The organism is Pseudomonas sp., assembly GCF_037994325.1.
Classification (GTDB): Bacteria; Pseudomonadota; Gammaproteobacteria; order Pseudomonadales; family Pseudomonadaceae; genus Aquipseudomonas.
This window is the reverse complement of record NZ_JBBNAH010000531.1, coordinates 1-23,485: the sequence shown is the minus strand read 5'-3', so window position 1 is coordinate 23,485 and position 23,485 is coordinate 1. Positions and strand designations below refer to the sequence as shown.

1 protein-coding gene is annotated in these 23,485 nt (G+C 62.7%); it reads right to left on the bottom strand.

Annotated elements, in window-relative coordinates; translation table 11 throughout:
• A partial coding sequence (locus AAAB16_RS17775; protein ID WP_340664517.1) for an Ig-like domain-containing protein occupies positions 1 to 23,485 on the bottom strand: 23,485 nt, incomplete at both ends.

Genomic DNA, 23,485 nt, shown 5'->3' with positions numbered 1-23,485 from the left:
GACCATCACCATCACTGTCTATCTGCCGCGGATGAGTACCTGCACGGAATTCGTCGAGGTTGCTGACGCCATCGCCATCTTCGTCCGCATTCGGATTACTCACGTCATAGTCGACCTCGAACTTGTCGGACATGCCGTCATCGTCACTGTCCACTTTGCGCGGGTCGGTGTAGTAACGATTCACCTCATCAGCGTCGAACAGGCCGTCGCCATCCGTGTCGAGCTTAAGCGGGTCGCTAGGCGTCTCCGACTGCAGTTCAACGCGATCGGACAGACCATCACCATCGGTGTCGGCCAGGGTTGGGTCTGTATGGTGCTCGTTGACCTCCTCCCCGTCCGACAGACCATCGCCGTCGGTATCGGCGCCATGCGGATCGGTGCCGTGCTCCTGCTCTTGCAGATTGCTCAGGCCATCGCCATCCGGATCGTCCTGGGCAATACCTTCCTCAGCGACCAATGGATCGAAGCCGCTGTAGAACTCGAAGCCATCGAGGAGCTGATCACCATCGGTGTCGGCGTTATCCAACGCGGTACCCAGCAAGGTTTCGTTTACATCCGACAGTCCGTCGCCGTCAGTGTCGGTGCGGCCTGGTAGGCGGCCTAGCTGCATCTGGTAGGTGCCAAACGCGGTCGGCGTATACGTAATGGTGGTGCCGGCCAAATCAGGGCGCCCGCTGAACCACTCCGTCAGATCTTGGCCGATGAATACATGGCGGTTCTGGCTGGCGCTGAAGTCTACGCTCTGGCCTTCCGAGTTGCTGCTGCCGAAGCGGAAACGGGTTTCGGCACCTTCCCAAGCTTTATTGGACAGCGCGTAGTAACGCATTTCGATGCGCCCATCGCGATGCAGAATGACCTGCATATCGATGCGCGGCGCGGCATACCAGTCATCAATCGCAGCCGGCACCCAGCCGACCCACGAGATCACCCAGCGGTCAGGCTGCTTGTCGATATAGAAGCTATGGGCGCTGTCGTACACGCTGAAGTTACCGTGCAACGGCACGATTTCCACATCGCCGACGGTCACCCGATGGTCATAGGCAGACGCATACACCTGCGCATACGGGCGGCTGAAGTCTTCTGGCAGCGAGTCGTAATAGTTGCCGCTGGAGATCGCATTGCCTTGTTCGCCCATCGGTAGCACGTAGCTTTCGTCAACGGCCAAGACCACGTCACCGAGATCACTCGCACCCCGCTCAGGTGTGCTAATCGTCTGCGTCAATTCAACAGTTTCACCGAGCACTTCTTTGCTCAGGCGCAATGTCCAGGTTTCGGTCTGACGTGGATCGAACTCCTGCGTGGTGAAGCGGCCCTGCGCATCCGTTTCACCGCTGATGGTCATTTCGCCTTGGTCTTGGCGCAGCTCAACGCTGGCGCCAGTGATCGGCCCGCCGAGCTGGTTGACCGCACGCAAGGTGAACGTTGAGAGCGGCCGCGGCGCGACGGCCACATCCAGCGTGTTGCTGGTGCGGTTGCCGGCGCTGTCGGTGGCACGGATTTCCAGATGGGTGCTGTCGGCACCTTCCGGCAGTTGAATGGTGTAAGACAAATCACCGCCAACGCTGCCTTGCTCACGCAATACGCCGTCCTGCCAGAACTCTACCGCTTTAACCAAGCCGTTATCCCGAACCTGAACGCTGACGTTCAGGGAATCACCGGCATAGAACGGTCCATCCAGGGTACCGAAGGTCGCGACCGGCGCAGTAACATCCGCCACTTTCGGCTCATCATCCTGACCATCCGGAATACCGTCGTTATCCCAGTCGCCATTGTTCGGATCCAGGCCCAGCGGAATTTCTTCAGCGTCCGGCATACCGTCGTTGTCGCTGTCCACCAGGCTTTGCCAGTTGACCAACTGCGCATGCTCTTCAACGGTCAGGCCGACCTCTTCAAAGCTGGCCGAACTCAGCTCGGTGAGGATGCGCTGGGTTTCAGCACGGCTGTAGTTCTGCACGGCGTAGTGCATCAGCACCTGACGGCTGCGGGGCTGTAGGATCAGGCTGTAGTTCATGGCGTAGTTGTCGCCACTTAGCGATACCGACACCGGTTTGGTGGTGGAGCCGGCGTCACCGAACAGGTGGCCCATGGCCGGGTCGCCACCATTGTCGCCGTCGTCGGTGAGCAGGTAGTAGTCATTGGTATCAAACACCTTGTCGCCGGACGAGGTATTGACCAATTGCGTATTTCCGTCAGACCCCAGGTTGCCGCTGATGCTGACCGGCACGGTCATGACCGCATCCGTCGGGTTCTCGATCAGCTCGAGGAAGCGTGCATAGTTCTTATCGGCCGGGATATAGACCTTACGGGTTACGCGCAGACCGCCATTCACGGTTTGCACCGGCAAGGTCACCTCACGGTTGCCCAGGCGCAGCTTGCCGCGGGACGCACCCGGCATACCTTGACCATTCACGGTCAGGTTCTGACCGCCGTCATAGGCGTCGGAGGTGCCGTCACCGATGCTGCCGGTACCGGTTACATCCCACCAGTAGTTATTGCCATACAGCACATAACTGAGGGTCGTTTCACCGTCATAGCTCAATTGGCTATCCGGAATCATATCCAGCGCACGGCGGCCTTCAGCATCCAGCACCAGCGCCGGAACATTGACCTGTTCGCTGTCAGCCGGAATATCCACTTGGGCGCTGGCGATCATGCGCTGGGCGCCGAACACGGCGGAGGCGCTCACACCGATGCGGGTGTCTTTGCTCAATACCACCAGGCTGTAACGGCCGTTGGCGTCGGTGGTGGTCTGCTGGGTTTTCACCTGCACGGTGGCGCCGGCCACCGGCCCGCCAAGTTTGTTCAGTACCTGACCACTAAAGGTCAGCTCCGGTACCACGTTGACGTCCACAGTCAGGTCGACGGTGCGCACGTTGTTATGGCTGTCGGTGGCGCGCACTTGCAGCAGCGTGCTCGCGCTGTTCGGCAGCAATACCGTGAAGGTCTGACGACCACCTTGGGTACGGGTTTCGCGCAGCTCGCCGTCTTGCAACAGTTCGACCTTGGTGACGATACCGTTGTCGTTGACCAGCGCAGTGACGTCCAGCGGCTCGCCGGCGTAACGGCGCACGACCGGCAACTGTTCGAAGCTGACATTTGGCGCGGTGGCATCGGCGACCAGCGGCTCGCTGTCCTGGCCGTCTGGAATGCCGTCGCTGTCGCTGTCCGGGTTGTCAATGTCAGTGCCCAGGCGGATTTCATCGGCGTCGCTCAGACCGTCTTCGTCTCTGTCGTAGAAGGCAAAGAAGTTCACCACTTTGCCGGCCACGGTGGCGTCGAGGTTATCCAGACCCAAACCTTTGAGGCTGCGCAGCTTGGCGGCGGTGTCCAAGGCCGCGTCGGTGGAACCTTCCAGGGTGGCGAAGTGCATGATCACGCGGCGCTCGCCCGCCGGAATACGCAGTTGGTAATCGGCTTGCCATAGGCGACCGGTCTGGCTGACGTAGCTGGTGCCCTGACGCCGGTTGCCGTTGCCCGCCAGTACGTGCAGAAGCACTGGGCGCGTTGGTGTGGCGGTGTCGCGCAGGGCCAGGAAGTCGTCGCCAGTGGTCAACTGTGCGTCGCCGCTGCTGGTGGCGATGGCGACCTGGCTGTCGGCATTAGCGCCATAGTAAGACTGCAGACGTACCGTGGTGACCTGCTCTTGGCCTGTCGGGTTGTCGATAATTTCCAGGTAACGGGCATAAGCGCCGCCAGCACTTGGCACCAGCACTCGACGGCTAACCACCAGGTTATTGATGCGGCGTGCTTCGTAGTGGTACTCGCGGCCGTTGGCCGAGCTGCTGGCTTGCAGGTAGCGGTAGTTATAACGGCCACCGTCGATATACAGCTGGAACGCGCGGTTGCTGTTGATTGCATCGCCGGTGCTGGAATAGCCATCGCCGTTTTCCGCGAAATAGATTTGGCGGTTGTTTTCATCGGTTGCCCAACGGGCAGGGTAAACGGTCGGGCGATCATCACCGGCCAGTTTCGGGTTGGTGTTATCAACAAAGCGCTCGTTGATGTCCTGACGGCCGCCGGCATCGGTATCCACTACCAGCGGATTACTCACTGGTGTACCGAGCACTTCCCAACCATCAAGCAGTTCGTCGCCGTCGGTGTCGTTATTGCGCGGGTTGGTGCCAGCCAGGAACTCGCCCAGGTTGTTCAGGCCATCGTTGTCGGTGTCGGCAGTAGCCGAGACGTTCAACAGGTTGTTGTCGATCTCGAACTTGTCGGACATGCCGTCGTCGTCGCTATCGACCTTCAACGGGTCAGTGCCATGGTTGTTGATCTCAGCGTAATCGCTGAGGCCATCGCCATCGCTATCGACCAGGCTCGGGTTAGTGCCACGATCTATTTCGTCGGCATCAAACAGGCCATCCAAATCAGTGTCACGCGTCAGCGGATTGGTGTGGTGGGTCAACACCTCCGCGCCATCGCTTAAGCCGTCGCCATCGGTATCGGCCACGCGTGGGTTGCTGCCCGCTTCCTGCTCTTGCAGGTTAGTCAGGCCGTCGCCGTCGGTGTCGATCTGCGCCTGGCCGTCGTTGGCCTTAGGATCGAAGCCGTAGCGCTGTTCGAAACCGTCATTGAGGCCGTCGTTGTCGCTATCCGCCTTAAGCGGGTCGAGGCCCAGCAGCACTTCGTCAAGGTCGGCGATGCCGTCCAGATCGGTGTCGACCAGGGTGGTCCAGTTAGCGATATCACGCTGTTCTTCAACCGTCAGGTTGGACTCTTGGTAACCCTCGGCCGAGAGCGCTTCAAGAATGCGTTTAGCCTCGGCACGGCTGTTGTTTTGCACCGCGTAATGCAGGATGGCTTTGCGGCTATGGGCCGGTACGGTCAGCACATAGCTGATCGAATAGCTGTTGGCGTTGCCGCTCACCGCGGTTGGTTGCACCGGTGCCACTTGGCCGCCGAACAGCACGCCCGAGGCCGGGCGGCCGCCGTTATCGGTGGCATCGTCGGACACCAGGTAGCGGTCCAGGCCGTTGACATCCAGGTCACCCGAAGAGGTAGCGGTGATGCGCCGGGTATCGTTGTAGAAGTTGCCATAGATGCGCACCGGCACGGTGATGGCGCTGTCCGTGGTGTTCTCGAACAAGTCCAGATAACGGGCATAGGCCTGATTCTGCGGCACATACAGCTTACGGCTGACCTGCAGCGAACTCATGGCTTTGGCTGGCAAGGTCAACTCACGGCCGTTCTGCCGCAGTTGGAACGGGTGCGGCGATTCGTTGCTGTAGTAGTTTTCGTTGACCAGCAGGTATTGAGCGCTACTGAAGGCGTAGTTCGACCCGGCCTGAACGATGCCGTAGTAGGTGTAGAAATCCCAGGTGTACTGGTTGTACAGCGTTTTGTAGGCGTTCTGCTCACGGCTGTCATAGGCCAGATGACGACCCTCAATCGGATCGACGGCACGACGGCCCTCGGCGCTGAGTACCAAGTCGGCAATGCTGGTGCTGCCACCACGCACCGGCGTGAATACCGGACTGATAGCGCTGACTGCTTGCTTACCAAACAGCGCAGTGGCCTTGACCTGCGGATCCAGCAGCGTAGTGGCGGCATTTAAGCTGTAACGGCCTTGGCTATCGGTGGTTACCGCATTATCCGGCGACGATGTGCTGCCAGTGCCGTTGGCGAAATCGATTTCGTCGACAAAGATCCAGTTGCCATTGCCCTTGAGGGTCACCCGCACATAACGGCTCTGGATATTCAGACCGGCCATTTCCAGCCAACGATGGGCGCTCATCGAGTTGTTGGGGAAATCGTTGGCCGAGCTTGGCGGCACCAGCAGGCTGCCGACGCTGACCCAGTTTTCGCCCACGCGCTGGAATACTTCCAACGACGGCAAGGTGACGTTGCTGGAGGACTCTTGTGTGGCACCGACTTTAAGCGTGTCGATCAGCGCGGTACGGCCGAAGTCGAAGTCGACATTGACCAGACGGGTGTTCCAACCCAGCCACTCATAAGCGGTGCCTTGGCCAAGGTTGACGTTGTAACCGGCCACGCCGATCTGGTCGTCGATCAGCTGTTTACCGGTGTTATCGGCGTAAGAAGAGTGCGGCGTCTGGTCGAGGCTGTAGCTGACCGGCACCACCGGCCCACGGGCGTATTCATTAACCAACACCACCTTGGCCCCAGCCACTGGCGTGCCATTGCCATCGACCACGCGCCCAGTCACCTGGGTGCCGGCATCAGCGCTGATGCTAAAGCGCTGCACGCTGGTGCGGCTTTCGTTGCCGTTGGTGTCGCGGGCGCTGACTTCCACGGTCAGTTCGCTGCCCTGCTCCGGCACCACAATCACGTACTCATACGGGCCACGGGCAAAGCTGCCGCTCGCCGCGCCATTGACGTAGAAGGTCACGTCGGTCACGCGGCCGTTATCGGTGGCGCTGGCGATCAGGCGCAGTTGCTGGCCATGCACCAGGCTGCTGCCAGCGGCTGGCGCGGTCAGGGCGACTTGTGGTGGCAGCAGGTCTTTGGCTTGCGGCTCGGCGTCTTCGCCGTCGAGCAGGCCGTCTTTGTCCATATCGGCGTCTAGCGGGTTAAGGCCAGCTTGCACTTCGGCGCCGTCGCTCAGGCCGTCGTTGTCGGTGTCCTTGACCTTTGGATTGGTCAGGGTGTCGAGGATTTCCTGCTTGTTCGTCAGGCCGTCCTGGTCGTAGTCCTGGTTGGCGTCGGCAGCATTGCGCGGATCGAGGATGTCCTCGTACGGGCCTTTGGTTTCGATAAAGTCGGAGAGCCCGTCATTATCGGTGTCGGCGTTGTTCGGCAAGGTGCCGTAGGTGTAGATCTCTTCGTAATCGCTGATGCCATCGTCGTCGCTGTCAGCTTTGCGTGGGTTGGCGCCGCGATTAACTTCGTCAGCGTCCAGCACGCGGTCCAGATCGGTGTCTTCGCTCAACGGGTCGCTGTTGTATTGGTCGACTTCAGCGCCATCGTTCAGGCCGTCGGCATCGCTGTCGGCCTGACGTGGGTGGGTACCCAGTTCTTGTTCGCGCAGGTTGCTCAGGCCATCGCCGTCGCTGTCCAGGCTTTGCTCGCCAGCCACCAGCGGGTTGAAGCCGTACTTCACTTCAAAACCGTCGAGCAGGCCATCGCCGTCGCGGTCGGCGACAAAGGCGCTGGTGCCATTGGAATATTCGTAGACGTCTTTAAGGCCGTCGTTGTCGCTGTCCTTCAAGGTCAGCTCGTGCATCAACACCAGAATGTTGGGCTGCTGAATGGTGAACAGCGGATCAGTTTCGCCCGGGCGCCAGCCGTAGGTCGGTTGATAACCGAAGTACACCTGGCCTTGGCCAAAGGCATAACGCACAGCGGTCACACGATTATCTGCACGTACACCGGCGTAGGTCAGCGGTACAAGGTTCTGCCCTAAGGTCTCCCGGCGCATATAAGAAAGGCCGCCGTAAGTATTATTCCGGTAGGGCCACCAAGAGCCGGCCTTGCCTTCGCTGAGCTCAGACCAACGATATTCCGGCACCTGTTTTTGATAGCTACCGGTCCATACCGACTCAATAGCAGGCTGCCCCGGCACATCGACCATCTCACCGCTTGGGTTGTATTCCTCGTTGAAAATCAACACGCCGCCGCGCTCAACAAACGCGAAAACCTTGCTGCGGTAGTTGGAATAGCTGGTATTGCCATAGTTCTGGCGCGAGCTGTCGATAATCAGCATATCGATGGAGGTCATATCCAGATCGGCCATGCTGGTGACCAGTACCGGCTCGTAGCCGGCACGCTCGATGATCTGCCGCTGCGAGTTCGAGCCGGTAGCCGTGCTGGCGTTGAAATACCCCACCCGCACCTTCGGCGAAACCAAGGTGATGGTGCCTACGTCCGTAGTACCGCCCCACACCGGCTCGACATCGGCGGAGGTCGCGGTCACGCCCTGGCTGCCGAGAATACCGTTGGCGATCACCTGCACATGGCCCGGTGCAACCGGCACGCCGGTCAGGACAAAGCTGCCGTCGGCGGCGGTAACGCCGGTAATGCCCAGGGTTTCCACCTGTGCATTGGCAATCGGTTGGTTGCCGCTGTCGAGCACGCGGCCAATCACGGTGGTCAGCGGGTCGGTAACCAGCGCATACGTTTGCTCGCCGGTGGTGCCGCTGTTGTTGTTGGTGTCGGTGGCGATCAGTTCCAGGCGCAGGCTGTCGGCATCGCTCGGCAGGGCCATGGCGTAGGTAAATGGCGCACTGGTCAGCAGCGCGATCTGCGCACCGTTAAGGCGTACCGATACTTTGGTAACCCGGCCGTTGTCGGCAAGGCTCGGGGTGATCACCAGGTTGAGGCCTTTGATCAGCTGTTTGCCCGGCGCCGGGTTTACCAGCGTTACGGTCGGTGCCTGGGTGTCTTTGACCAGCGGCTGGCTGTCTTCGTCGTCACGCAGGCCGTCGCCGTCGGTATCGGCTTTTAGCGGGTCGGTGTGCAGTTGGTCGACTTCAACGCCGTCTTTAAGGGTGTCGCCGTCGCTGTCCGGGTTATTGATCAGGGTGCCGAGCAGCACTTCGCGGGCGTTGCTCAGGCCGTCGTTGTCTTTGTCACTGGCACCGTCGCCGGCATCGCTTGGGTTAAGGCCCATATCCAGTTCCAGCTTGTCTGGAATGCCGTCGCCATCGGTGTCTTTCTTCAGGGGTGAAGATGCCGGGATATTGCTGACTTCCTGACCATCGCTCAGGCCATCACCGTCGGTGTCAGCCTTGAGCGGATCGGTATGGTGGGTGCGCACTTCGGCGCCGTCGGAGAGGCCGTCGCCGTCGGTGTCGATTACCCGCAGTTTGGTGCCGGCGGTTTGTTCTTCAAGGTTGCTCAGGCCGTCGCCGTCGAGGTCTTCGGCGCCGTCTTCGATGCCATTGCCATTGGTGTCGCGCAGCGTTGGGTCGAGGCCGATGGTTTCCAGTTCCAGCTTGTTCAGCAGGCCATCGCCGTCGAAATCGGCCAGCGGGTCAAACACCTGGATGCTCAGGGCGTTGCCGATTACCAGCGCTTTTGCCGGCGTGCTCGCAATAGTGCCGGTCAGGGTCAATGGCAGCAGCGCGCCGTCAGCAATGGCGTTATTTGGCTGGGTAAAGAAGGTCGGCACGGTCAGCGTGCGTACCGGGCTGTAGTACCAGTTAAAGCCCTGGCTCTGACCGCCCAGTTCAGCGCGGGTATTGCTCGCCGCCCACCAGCTGACGTTATCAGCGGCCAGCATTGGCACTTGATAGCTCTGCCCAGCCAACAGTTTTACCGGGCCTACGGTGTTGAACAGCGCGTGTGGTGCACATAGCTCGCCGCCCTGCTCGCGTACCTCGTCGTTACGGGCCACGCCACGTAGGCCAGAGTCGCTGGTGTCAAAGCTGTAGCAGCGGCCCAGTTGCAGCACCGGCTGAGCGACAAAGCTCAAGGTGCGGCCGTCGTTGCTAAGGGTCGCGGTGCCGTTGCGCACGCCGGTGCCTTCAAGCAGCTTGATCGCGCTGCCGCTGTCCAGGCGCACCGGTTCGTCGTAGTCGAAGTACGCGCGCAGTACCGTGCCGTCGCGGGCTTCAATCACGCTGTGGATGATTTCTGGCGGTTGCAGGGTGAAGTTGATGCGGAACTGGCTGGCCAGATTCAGCTGCGGCAAGGCGGCTACCGGGCCGCTCAGGCTAACGGTGACTTCTTCAAAGGTTTCATCGCTGATCGCCAGCCAGGCTTGACCCTGCACCAGCTCCACGGTGGCGCTGCCGGCTTGGCCATTGATGGCCGCCGCGCCGCTAACGCGGGCCTGCACGCTGAGGTTGGCCGGTTGGCCATCGAGCTGGCTGATGCGGTTGCCGAAGCGGTCTTGCAGCATCACTTGCAAGCGCACGTCTTGTTTTACGCCACGGGCCAGTACGTCGCCGTCGGCCTGCACGCGGCCTTGGTCGTTAAGCAGACGCAGGTGGCTGGCGGCGGCTGGCAGCACATCAAGGGTCAGGGCGCTGACACCGTTGCTGATCGAGCCGGCACCGTTGTAGGTGTAGCGAATGCTGTTGCCGCTGCTGCTTACTGGCAGGCTGAACTGACCAACGCTCTGGCCGGCTTGCAGGTTGAGCACGGCGCGACCGTCTTTGAGGGTGACGCGCACTTGCTCAACGGTCTGGCCGTTGGCGCTGGTGCTGCCAATCTGAATGCCGCTGCCCGGTGCCACATGGAAGTCGCTGGCCGGCAGGGTCAACTGCAGCACGGTGCCTTGGTCGCTGCCGATGTTGTTCAGTACCAAGTCCTGGGCCTGGATGCTCAGGCTGGCGTTGCTGCCCGCAGCCATTGGCGGCAGGTAGCTAAGCAACAGGTGGCGGGTTGGGCCGGCCTGCACGCTGAAATTTTTCTCGGCGCGGGCAATCTGGCTGAACTGCGGCAGGTCGGCCCACAGTTGGTAGTCGCCCATGCTGCGGTCGGCGTCCAGGGTCCAGCCGGCGTAGCCGCTGGCATCACTGCTGGTGGTGCCGAGGGTTTCCACATAGCCATCGCTGAGGCGACGCAGGCGCCATTGCACAGGTTGGTCTGGCACTGCTCGCGCGGCAGCGTCCTGCACTTTCACCCGGTACAGCGGCCGACCTTGAACGGACACTGAGGCCGGGTTGTCGCTGCCCTGCAGGTTGACGAAGCTCACCAGGTTTGGCGATTGGGTCAGGGCCACGCTGTAGTCCTGGCTCAGCACCTGCTGGCCCATGCGGTCGGTCAACTCAACCTGTACGCGGAACTGGTCGTTCGGCAAGGCGGTATCCGGCATACGCAGGTCACGGGCGTAGCCGTTCCAGTAGTCGCCATTGGCGCAACGGAAGTAGTCATTGGCGCCGCGTAGGCAGCTGAACAGCTCCTGACGCACATCGCCAATACGCTGCACCACCCGCAGGGCCAAGCCGCCGGTGTCGTCGATGGCATTCAGGTTGCCGAGGGTGAGGCGCGCCAGGCCGCCATACACGCCACGGGCCGGCAAGGTCACTTGCAACAGTTGCGCATTTGGCGCCTGGTCACGCACTACCCGCAGGGTTTGCGGCGACGATTCGCTGACCTGACCACGGCTGTCGGTGAGCAGCACTTTGAACGGTGCATTAAGGGTGGTGGCTACGCGCTCGGTGCGTTTGTCCTGCACGGTAAAGGTGCGGCCATTGATCGCCATACCACTGACATCGTAGTGATCGGTAAAGCCGTTCCATGCCAGGTCCACAGCTTTCAGGCCGACATCATCCTTAGCCGACAGCTGCACGTTAAAGCTGCTGCGTTCGATGATCTCGCTTGGCAGTACCAGATTGGTCACTTCCGGGAAGGCATCATCAATCACCGTTACCCGCAGCTCAGCACTGCTGGTATTGCCCGCCTGGTCGCGCACTTCAATGTTGTACACCTGCTCGCCCAGGCTGCTTGCCGCATCCTGGTAGGTAAGCAGGTTTTTGCCAAAGGCCACGGCAACAACCTGGCCGTTGCGCAGCAGGGTGGCTTTGTCGAGGGCGCCGTCGGTGTCGGCCATTTGCGCTTTGATGGTGAACGGGTAGCCGCGTACCGCTTTTTTGCTGTCGAGGAATACGGCGGCGCCTTCGTAGCTGAGGCTGACGGTCGGGGCTTTGGTGTCTTGGTGACGGTAGAAGCGTTTGGCCGCCGACTCGGCGCTGTTGCCGAACACGTCCACGGCGCGGGCTTTGAGGTATTGGCCGGTAAAGCTGGTGTCCAGCGCCAGGCTGGCTTGGAACGGTTCGGCTTTGCGTACGGCGACACGCTGCCATGGGCCGGTGCTGGTGGCCGAGAGCAGGAATTCGACTTGCGCCAGCGGTTGCTGGCTGCCGGCGATTTGCGCGCTGGCAGTAAGTGGCAGCGGCAGCCAGGAGTGTTCGTCGGCGGTGAGGCTGACGGTGAATGGGTTGGCGACGCCGTCGCCCGGCATCAGGAACAGGTCGCGGGCAACCGATTCGCGCACTACGCCATACACGTCTTCGCTGCGCAGGGTCAGGGCGAAGTTCTGCCCGCCTGGCAAGCCGGCTGGCAGGCGCAGGCTGGTTTGGTTCAGCGCCTGCTTCAGGTTGCCAATTGGCTGGCCGTTGATGCTGATGGTGGCGCCACGCAGGGCGTCGCTGTTCAGGCCTAGCGGCAATACTTGCGCTGGGGTCAGGCGGCTGCCGGTCAGCGGTGTGAGGGCGGCGGCATCGGCAGCACCCAGGCCGTATGGCAGTTGGAACAGCTGTACGCCGGCCGTGCCTTGGCCGACGGCCAGGCGATTGTTTTCCACGGCCAGGGCGGTGCTGCGTTGGGCCAGCAGCAGTTTGCTGTCGGCGACCACTTGGCCAGTGGCAGGTTCAACGGCATCCAGGCGCACGCCTTGTGGTTGCGCTTGTTCCAGCCACAGCAGGTTGCCGCCCAGGTACAGGTTGCTGATGCTGGCGCCGGTGAGCAATTGGCTGCGTTGGCCGCTGCGCAGGTCGAAGCGCCAGGCGCTGTCGCCGAGCAGGTAGAACAAGTAGTCGCCGCTTAAGGCCAGCTGGCGAACTTCACCGCCCAGTTGGGCGCTGAGTTCGCGCGACGGGCTTTCGGCGTCGCCGCGCAGGTCCACCAGGAACACCCGGCCGCTTTCGCTGAGTACGGCCACTTGTTGGCCACGAGCCGACAGTTGACGGAGGTTTTCCTGGGCGGTGATTACCAGGCTGCGTTTGCTGTCGAGGTTGCTTAGCGCGGCCAGTTGCAGGCTGCCGCCGCTGGCGACGATCAGATAGTCGGACGACACGGCCAGGTCGCTGGCGGCGATGGCGTTAAACACGGTGCGGGTGGCCAGGTTGCTGCGGTTTAGCGCTTGCACTTGTTGTTGCTGGTCTTGCAGCACAAACCAGGTATTGCCGGCGGCGGCGACTTTGCTCGCGGCTTTGGTAAAGGCGGTTTCCGGGTACAGGCTCGACTGCCAGGTGCCACTGGCGTCTTGACGCAGCACTTGCGCGCCGAAGTTATCGGCGGCGATCAGCAGTTGGCCGTCACGCAGGGCCAGGCTTTCAACGCTGCCACGGGTTGGCGTGACGGCCGTGCGGCTGTCGTACAGGCTGACGTAACCGTCGCTGCCACGCACTGGGCTGAGGACCTGACCTTCGCTGCCGCCGAGCCACAGTTTGCCGCCGGCCCACTGCGCGGCGTCGACCGCAGCAGCCACCAGCGACCAGTTGCCAACGCGCTGTTGGGTGGCACTGTCGATCAGCTGAATGCGTTGCGGCGCCACGGCCAGCACTTGGCCTGGCAAGGCGAACAGACGCTTGGCGCCAAGGCCCAGTTGGGTGGAGGTGCCTTTCAGGCTGGCATCCAGACGCCACAGGCGGCCGGCGTTATCCAGTACCTGCACATAGTCACCGGCACGCACCACGCTAAGCAGGCCTTCGCCAGTAAAGCTGGCTTGGGTTTGGCCGCTGGCGGACAGGCGCAGCAGTTGCCCGCTGGTCAGGGCCAGGAAGCCATCGCCGTCGGCCAGCAGTGCGCGCACTTCGGCGCCGAGGGTTTGCGTGCTGGCGGCTTTCAGTTGATTGCCGACGGCATCGAACCAGTACAGGTCGCGGGCGCTGGCGGCGAGGATGCGTTCACCCTGCACGGCCAGGTGTTGCAGCGGCGCGGCGACGGCGACAGTGCCGGCGGTTTGCAGGTTGTCGGTGGGGTCGAGCAGGGTCAGGCCGAAGCCTTTGACGCTTAGCAGCAGGTACTGCTGCAAGTAATCCATCGCGGCGATATCGCCACCCAGGCGCTGACGCAGGCCGTTGGCATCGTGCAGCTCGGCACCACGGGCCAGCCACTGGCCGCCCACTTGTGGCAACAGCACATCAAACGGCACACGCACGCTATCGCTTTGCAGGTGCCAGGCATCCACCACCGGTGCGCTCCAGCGCTGTTCCTGCTGGTTACCCAGTTCATCGTTAATCAGGGCGCGCACGCGCAGTTCTTTCAGGCCGGCTGGCAGGCGCAGAGACACGCTGTCGCTGCCGCTGGCGAGCAATCTGTCGCCGCCATCAAGGGCTTCCAGGCTCAGGCGATAACGCGCGGCATCCACCCCGTTGAGGCGCAGCTCAACCTGGCTGCCGGCATACAGCACGCTTGGCAGGCCGGTCAGGGTCGGTTGCGGCAGTTGCTGCGCCGGCGCCACGCGCAGGTTCAGTTGCTGTTCGCTGTAGTGGAAGTCGCCAGCGAAGTAGGCACGGGCACGCAGGGTGAAGCTTTCCTGCACGCTGACTTGTGGCAGGCGCAGGCTGAATTGGCCTTTGTCGCCGGCAATCAGCAGGCGTTGCAGCGGCTGGCCGTTAAAGGTCAGCAGTTGCAGCTCAACCCAGGCCGGTACTTCGCCCACTTGGTAGCTGAGGCTAAGGTCGCTGCCTTCAGCGAAAATCTGGTTATTGCCGGCGCCGCTGAGGGTTAGCGCGGCACCCGCTGCGTTGGCTTTGCTCAGCAGGCTCAGGGCACGGCTGCCGGCGGCGTCTTGCCATTGCAGGCTGGCGCTGTCGCTGGTCGGCATGTTCAGCCAGTGGAAGCTATGGCGCAGGCCCGTCACGGCGCGCTGAATTTCGCCTGTGGCGCTAAGGGTGGCGGCATTGCCGTCGCTGCCAGCGGCAAACTGTGCCGCCAATGGCAGGCGCGCGCCGGCAGTGATCTGCGAACCGTCGTCCGGGCTCAAGCTGGCGGCTTGCACGCTGCCGGCGGCCACATTGATGGCCAGTTGTTGGTTGCCGGCGTGGTCGTTCAGGTGCAGGGTCAGGGTGCTCGCTGGGGTCGCCACCAACCAGGCACGGCCTTGAGCAAATGGCGCGCCCAGGTAGCTGTCCAGCTCGCCTTTATAGAAGTACGGCTGCGCGGCCAGCACCTGACCTTGTGCGTCGCTAAAGCTGATATCGGCCGTACCCAGCGCGGCTTCGGCCGTAGCCGGCAGACCGCCAACCAACACGCCAAATGGCAGCCGTACGCTTTGTGCGCTCAGCGCGGTGCGCGTCGGGGCAGTCACAGCCAATGGCTCGACCACCAGCTGTTGCGCGCCATCACGCACTTGCAGGGATATCAGTTGGCCGGCGACAAAGCTCATGGCCTCGCGCTCGTTGCTCAGGGCACCGACACGCTCGCCGCCACGCCAGGCCTGCCAGCTGTCGCCGTAGAGGTCTTCGCTCACCTTCAGCCAGCTCAGCTCGCCGTCGAATACTGCTTGGCTAACCTTGCCACCCACTGGCAATACAGTGGCCGCGCCGAGGCTCAGGCCTTGTTCGCTGGTGATGACCTGTTGGCTGTTAACCGCCGTGGCGGTCCAACTCAGCAGGCGCTCGCCTTGCAGGGCAAAGCCGATACGGTCAGCCAGCTCTACGTGGCCGCTGCGCACCAGTTGCGGCAGGCGTTGGTCATCCAGTTGCAGCCAGTCCAGGCCTTTATTGGTGAGCACCACCAAGCGCTGACCATCGACCTGCAACTGACGAATGTCATCGCTAAGGCTGACGCCGATCAGGTCGGCGAAGCCGGCAGTACCGACGGCATAACCACCCAGTTGCTGGCCATGGCGAACAAACAGCAGTTCACCGCTACCGCCCAGCAAGGTGCCGGCGATGGCTTGTTCTACGCCGTTCTGCCAGGCGTTGTTGTGCCAGCGCCAAACGCGCAGGTAGTCCTGACCGTCGCGGCGCACTTGCGCGGCAAGCAACGCGCCGGTGTAGGTCAGCGCGCGGACCTGGCCACCGTCGCGGCTTTCCAGCACGCCATCGAGGGTGCGAAGGCGGTAGCCATCGCGCTGCGCGTTTTCCGCCCAGACGGCGCCGTCGGCATGGCCAGGCAGCGCGGTAAGGAAGGCGGCATGGACGCCGGTGTCGATCGTGTCGCGACGAGTTTCGGCTTGCAGGTACGCGAGTTTTTCCAGGCTGCGGCTGGCGTTTTTCTCGTGGCCGGAACGGTCACGCAGCACGGCGTCCAGGCGCAGGCTGTTGCCTTGCAGACGGCTGTTCCACACCTGACGGGCAGCGCTGAACAGCAGCACCGCCGGGGTAGTGGCCTCGCTTGGGTCGAACAGGTTAAGCGCCGAGGTGCTGTTGAAGTCGCCCATGGTGGCTGGCGGCGGCGCTTGCAGCCACAGCTGCGAACCGGCGAGCAAGGTGGTTGGCGGTTGCAGATCAAGGCCAATGTCTTCGCTGATGCCGGTGTCGGCATGCAGGTTAACGATGCGCTGGCTGCGCAGGGTCTGACCCTGCCAGGTGGCTTGCAGGCGCAGCACCAGCACGCCATCGGCGGCCACTGGCGGCATGGTCACGGCAAATTCGATGACTTCTTCACCATCGGCGCTGCGGGAAATGCTGCGCGGTGCCGGGTTGCCGGCGTGCTGCGGATCGCCAGCGATATCCAGGTACAGGTTGGCCTGTTCCAGTTTGCGCAAGCGCACCCGCACCGGCACGGTTTCACCGGCCTGCACGTTTTGCCCATCAGCTGGCACCAGGAAGCTCAGCTCCGGCGCGCCGGCCTGGCTGTCGTACGGTTGCAGGGTCACAGTCGCCGGGGCGCTGGCCAGGCCATTGAGGTCGATAGCGCGGGCGATAATGCGCAGCGGCTGGGTCGCATCGGCGGCCACCGGCACACGCAGGCGGTTCGGGTCGACCAGGCGTTGGCAGTTGGCGGCGTCGCTAAAGGTGTCGCCCGCTTGGCTATTGATGCACGCCTCAACATGGTCGATGCCGTAGCGGTCGTAGCTGCGCAGGATGACGTCGGTAACTTCACCGCGCGGCACAAACTCGCCATCCAACGGCGCAATAATCGACAGCTGCGGCGGCGTGTGGTCGGACAGCAGGTCGTAGCCCACTTGGAAGTAGCGGTAGCTTTCCTGCCCGGCCAGGCCAAAGCCCACGCGCAGTTCGGCGGTGAGCGGCGCTTGCGTGGTAGGCGCACCGGGCAGGTCTTTCAGGCGTGGGTGCAGGTAGTTGAGGCTGGCCAGCCCAGTGGCGCGGTCAAAGGTAGCGGTGGCGTAACGGCCATCCAGCACACGGATTTCGGTGGATTTCACCAGTTCCAGGTCGCCAACAATCTGGAAGCGCAGGTCAGCTGGGGTGCTCTCTTCCACCGGCGTTGGCAGGGTGCTGAACTGGCCGAGGGTCAGATCAGGCGCGCTGACTTGCGCATCAAAACGGCGCTCGCTGGTGTTACGGCCATCGCTGGCGCGCAGCAGCAAGGCAAAGCCTTGGTACTCGCCTTGGATATCAAGGTTGAACTGGCCTTTCTGCACAGTGATCCAGTCGGTTTTCCAGGTCTGCCCGCCGTCCGCGGAAACGCGGTAGGCGAAGCCCAGTTTGTCGCTGGCCTGCAGGTTATCCACAGCACTGACTTGCAGGGCATAACGGCTGCCCAGTTTCAGTTGTGTGGCGGCATTTAGCGGCTGGCCTTGCAGCAGCACTTGCAGCGAATCTTGCCGTGGCGCCAGGCGGTCTTCGGCTTGGTAGGTGACGCTGTAGGTGCCGTTGGCAATCAAGGTGTTGTTACGGGCGGCGTTGCCGGCAGCGTCGCGCACGCCGGTCAGGCTCACTTGATAGAGCGCGTTGGCTTCCAGCACTGCATCGGCGCGCAGGCGCAGTTCCAGGCGGTTGCCCTGGCTGATCACTGGGCTAAAGCGGCTGCTGATGTCTTCGCTTGGCCCGGCGTGGGTATCGTAGTCCTTGAACACTTTGGTCACGCTAAAGCCGGTCACGCTCAGCGGCTCGTCGGCTTCCAGCACCAGCGCTTGCGACGCGCCCAGGGCGTTGATCAGACGCACGCTTGGCGCGGTGTCATCAATGGCGGTCAGCCATTGGCTGGCAACGCTGTCGACCCGTTCGCTACTGGCTTCACGCACCAGCGCCACTTGGTACTGCCAACCCGGCTGGCTGCGCGGGGTAACAAAGGACAGTTGGTTGTCGCCCAGGGTAAAGGCCACTTTGTTGCTGGCACTTGGAATGATGCCTTGGCCGGCCGGGAACCAGTGCAAGCTCAAGCCTTCGGACAGACCCTGGGCCTGGATCGTGACCGGCGTGCCGCCGGCATCGCTGACCACCTGGCCTTGGGCATGGGCCGACACCACCGCGTCAATCGCCAACGGCGCAACCACCGCCAACGCGGTCGGCAGCACGGCGCGTTGCTGACCAAAGCGCACGTTGACGCTGTACAGACCGGCTTGGTCCATCTGCACGTTAAAGCTCAGTTGGTCGCCAGCGGCATTGACCTGCAACTGGTCGCGGGCCAACACGCGCTCGCCAATTTGCAGCTCATCAATCAGGTTCAACTGGCGGCCACGCAGCACATAGGTACGCGCTACACCGGTGATGCTGCGGTTTGGCAGCAGGGCGTCGAGGCGTACTTGCGCGGCGCCGAAGAAGTCCACGGCATCCACCAGCCAGGGCAGGTCGAGGTGCACTTCAGCGCCTTTGAGCCAATCCAGCGGTGCCTGACTCACGTGCAGGCGATACAGGCCGGCCGGCTGGTACTGCGCTTGCTGGCTGATGGCGCGCAGTTCGCGGCCGAGCACTTGGCTGCTGGTGGCGACGTTATCGCCCGCCAGGCCAGTGACCGCCAATTGCGCTTCGCGCCAGGCGTAGTCGGCACCGGTAAAGCGCAGGCCCACCGGCTCATCGGCGACGGCCAGGGTGTCCGGGTTCACCGCCCAGGTGTTGTTTACCGGGATGCTGGCGTTCAGGTAGCTGCTGCCGTTGCGCCATTCCAGCAGGTCGCCGTGCAGTTCCAACTGCGCCAGGCTGCCCACTTCGCTGCTGCCAACGGCCAGGCTGGCCACTTCACGGGCGCTGAGTTGGCGCGCGGCATCCACGTCGAGGTCAAACACTTGCAGGCGACCGGTATCCAGCCAGGCCAACAGTTCGCCTTGGGCGGTCAGTTGGCTGATGCGGCTTGGCAGGTCAAATTCACCCAGCACCGGCTCGCCACGGCCACGCAGCAAGGCGGCGCGTTGCACCACTTGCAGGCTGTCGCTGCCTTGCAGGTACACGCGGCTGCCATCCAGCCACAGACGTTTGGCGCTGTTCAGGCCATGGGCATGGGTACCCAACAGCTGGCTGCCGTCACGGGCGCTGCGCACTTCCAGACGGTCGTTAAACAGCAGGTAGGCGCCACGGCTATCCAGGGCGATATCCACCAGACCGGCCGGGTTATCCAGAGTCAGTTCGCGCAGTTCCGGCCCTTGTACCTGGCCCTGGAACACACGGGTGCCGGCTTTCAGCAGCAGCACATCGGCGGCCAGGCGCACTTGCTGGAAGTCGATGCCACGGGTGTTGGTCAGTACCGGCAACGCTTGTGGCGCATACAGGTTGCTGAGGTCGAAGACCTGCACCTGGGCGTTCTCGCCAAGCAGCGCGGCATAGCTGTCGCTTAGGGCGATATCTCGCAGGTTGCTGCTGGCTTGCCACTTGGCCAGCAGTTGCGGGGTGCTGCCATCGCGCAGGCTGGAGAGCTGTACATCACGGCCGGTGGCGGTGAGCAACAGGTCGCCGGCGCGGCGGTAGAAGGTGACGTTGTCGAGCTGCTTTTTCACCGGCAGTTCGATGCGCAGGCTGGCGTCGCTGGCCAGATCGCCGACAAAACCCAGGTTGCTGACTTCCACCAGCAACGGGCCGAGGTGGTCTTGCGGCACGCTAAAGCTCAGCAGGTCGGCGCGTTCCAGACGCACATCGGCAATCTGCCGGCCATTGACCCGCACCACGGTAGCTTCGCCGAAGCCACGGCCTTGCAGGCCAATCACTTCACCGGCGTTAAAGATCAGGCGTTTGCTCTGCGCCGCCAGGGTGCCGCTCAGGCGGTCGTAAATACCGGCCTGGTCGATACGCGGGTCGGCCACATAGGTAATCGCGGCAGCGCGGAACAACTGCAGGTTGCCCTGCTGCACGCGCACACCCACTGGGCGGTTGCTGCTTGGGTTGGCCAACAGGCCAGGCAGGCGGAAGCGAATCAGGCTGTCGTCGCGGTACACCACGTCGCTGGCGGCCACACGCTGACCACCCACTTCAATTACCGCATCGCTGCCGAAGTCATGGCCACGCAGGCTGATTTCAGTGCCGCCACGCCAACTGGCCTGACGCGGCGAAATGCTTTCCAGCTCAGGCTGTAGATGTTCATCGCTGATAAAGCCAAAGCGGTAGTCGGCGCCCAGGGTTTTGCCCTGCTGATCACGCAGTGCGCCGCTCAGGCTGACCTGGTACTGCTTGCCATTTTGCAGCGCCGCTGCTGGGCGCAGCACCAGACGGCCAACGCCCACCTGGGCAACCTGGCTGGCCACGGGCGCGCCGTCGAGCAACAGCTGCACCAGTTGGCTGCCGCTGTCACGCAGCTGGGCGTTATCCAGCAGGCGGTTGAATTGCACTTCAATGCCCGCGCCTGCCGGCAAGCGGCCCGACGGCTGCGGCACCTGGCTGAGAATGGTCAGGTTTTGGTAGGCCAGGGTGTTCAGGCTACCGCCCAGGTAGGTGGCGGCGTCCAGGCTTGGCAGTGGGTTTTCTGCAGGCTGGCCATCGAGGTAAACAAAGGCGCTACCGGCATACAGCGCCTGGCTACCGAGGGACAGGCTGTTGACGTTACCGACCACGCTGAAATAGTCGCGCAGGCCGATGGTGTCGGTGACGCGGCCGTTGAGCCAGGAGGAAATATCAAACAGCTGCACATCGCCCTGCCCGCCCGCGACATACAGGGTCTGGCCGGCCAGTTGCAGCTGCCCGGCAAACAAGCTGCCGCGGCTGATCAGGTAGGTGAGCTTGAGGTCGGCCACCGGCGTAGCGTCGCTGTCGCTGTTCAGCGCGAACAATTGCACCGTGGCGTTTTCACCGCTGGACACCAGCAAGCCTTGGCTGCTGATCAGCAGGTCTTCCGGGGTAAAGGCGTTGCCGGCCTGGTCGCGGGTGGCGACGCGGCGCAGCACGCGGAATTCACCGCTGGCCAGTTCCACTTCAAGCAGTTGGCGCTGGGCCGGCAAGGTCAGCCACAGGCTGGAACCGGACAGGCGCAGGCGACCCGGCGCGCCGCCAAGCTGGGCGGTGCTGATCAGGCCGAGGTCGAGCAGTTTCAGCTCTGGGGTAATGCGGTACTGACGCACGCCTTCTTTGCTGCCGACATACAGCAGGTCATCGCGGCTGGCCAGGGAAGTGATGTCGCTGGCCAGGTCGAGCTCGGCGAGCTTGTTCGGCTCGGCCGGCAGGGTCAGGTCAAATTGCAGCAGCTTCTTGCCGCCAGCAGCGAACAGCTGATGATCGTTGATCGCCAGGTCGACAAAGCCAGTGCTGCCCAGGCCGCTCGGCGCTTCGTAGTGGTACGGCTTGGCCACGCCGGCAAATTCGCGGTTAACGATTACTGGGTGTACCGGGTCGCTGATATCGGCCACCAGCAGGCGCGCGGCGTTACTGGTCACGCGGGCGACACGGCCTTGGCTGTCGACTTTATCGAAGCTGCCACCGGTTACCGCATACAGGAGTTGGCTGCTGCCATCGTCGAGGCGGGCAATCGCCGATACCGGACTGGCCATATCGCCTGGCAGGTTGACCGAGCCGGTCGGTACGCCGGTGTAGAAGTAGTCGACCGGCGACAGGCTTTGCTCGCCGTCGAACAGTTGGCTGGTCACCGCGACCTGGGCTTTACCAAAGGTGCCGGCTGGGGCACGCACTTCGGCCTTGTTACTGCTGAGAATCTTCAGGTCGCCAGCCAGGCCGCCGGCGAAACGCACCTGCATATAGTGGTTGAAACCACGGCCATACAGGGTCACCAGGTTGCCACCTTGGGGTGGGCCGGTTTGCGGTTGCAGGTCGTCGATTTCGATCTGCGGCAACACGGTCATGGCGCCTTGGCGCAGGTAGTTCAGACGCTGGTCAATGCGCTCAACTTTCACCGCCAGGCTGGCGCTGACGCCGCCCAGTTGCAGGTCGGGCACATCCACGCGCAGCTCGGTATCGCTGACGCTTTGAATCTGTTGCGCTTGCAGGCGGGTTTCGCCCAGCCAAACCGCCAGTTGCTCCGGTGCCACACCAAAGCCGCTGCCTTTGATAGAGGCGGTTTCGCCACCGGCAGCATGGAAGTAATGCAGACCAGCGGTGTTGCCCACCACGCGCTGCACTTGGCTGATCAGCGGACGAATGCCGGTGCGCCGTTCCAGTTGCAAGACAAAGGCCTGGCGCAAGGCGTGGCCGGCCAGATCGGTGAGCGCGGTGCTCACTTCGATGCGCAGCGGGCCTTGATAATCGCCTTTAAAGCGCAGGTCGACCTGGCCGCCACGCAGGGTGTTGATGCCGGTCATCTCGAAGTTGGTGGCGCTCAGCACCTGGCCGCCCTCGCCCAGCACGCGAATGGCCGAGGCCAGGTGCGCCGGGTCGGTGTTGAGCAGGTTATTGAAGGCAATCGTCACGCCTTCGTTGCTGCCCAGCACGGCGCCATTGCCTGGGGTGCTGGAGGCGACGGCGAGGTACGGCGACGTGTTGATCTGCACGCCCTTGCCATTGCCCTGCATGATCTGCCCGCCCACGCTGAGCAGCTCACCGCTGGTTTTCTGCTGTTGCCAGTAGATGGTTTGGTACTGGCCGGCAGCGTCCGCTTCGAGCAACAGGTAGCTGTCGCCGGTGCCGACGCTGATCAGCCCTTGCTGCACTTGCAGGGTCAGTTTGCCAATCGCTTCGGCTACCGAGCTGGCGGCCACAGTGCCGCGCTCAATGGCTTGCACGCGGTAATCCAGCTGCGCGCCAAAGTCTTTAAAGCTGGCCAGGTACAGCTGCTTGTCACGCAGGAACAGCACATACAGCTCGCCGTTCAGCCACTGCACATCCACTGGCGCGCCGAGCAAATCAGGTTTCAGACTGCCGTCGAAGGCGATGCTCGGCAGCGGCGCTTGGGCGCCCAGTTCGTTACGGCCAATGGGCAGGAAGCGGATATAACCGGTGCCCAAGTCATTGGCCGCGGCTACTGCCAGGGCGCCACGTTGCAGCTCTACCGCGACATCAACGGCGCGGTGGTTAGGCAGGGTCAGGCTCGACACCAGCAGCGGTTTGCTCAGGTCATTGGCGTCCACCACCCGCACGCCGTCACGGTCGTTGGCCAGGTACACCAGGCTATCGAGCACTTCCAGGCCAAGCACCGGTTCGGTGAGGCGCAGTTGCGACAGGCGGATTGGCCGTTCCCACAAACCGATATCGTAAATTTCCAGGCCGGCGGTCATCAGGAAGCGGTTGCTGGAGGTCGGTTGCGCACCGGCTTTCACCCCAACAAACAAGCGATCCCCGACCACCTGCGCCGCGCCAATCTGCATCGGCGGGTAGTTCGGCAGCAGAATGCCCAGGCCTTGCGGCAGGGTGTACGACAGCGAACCCACTTTGATTTCACGGGTGGCGGCGCCACTCGGAATACGCAGGAATACGTCGTAGATATCCGGGTCGATCACACCCGGCAGCACAAAGCTGAAGGCACGCTGGGTTTCGACGTTGTCGTGCAGGTTGATGCTGACGTTGCCTGGCTCTTCAACAATCGGGCTACGGCCGGTGTAAATCTCGGTGTCGCCGTGGCGCGCGCGCAGGAC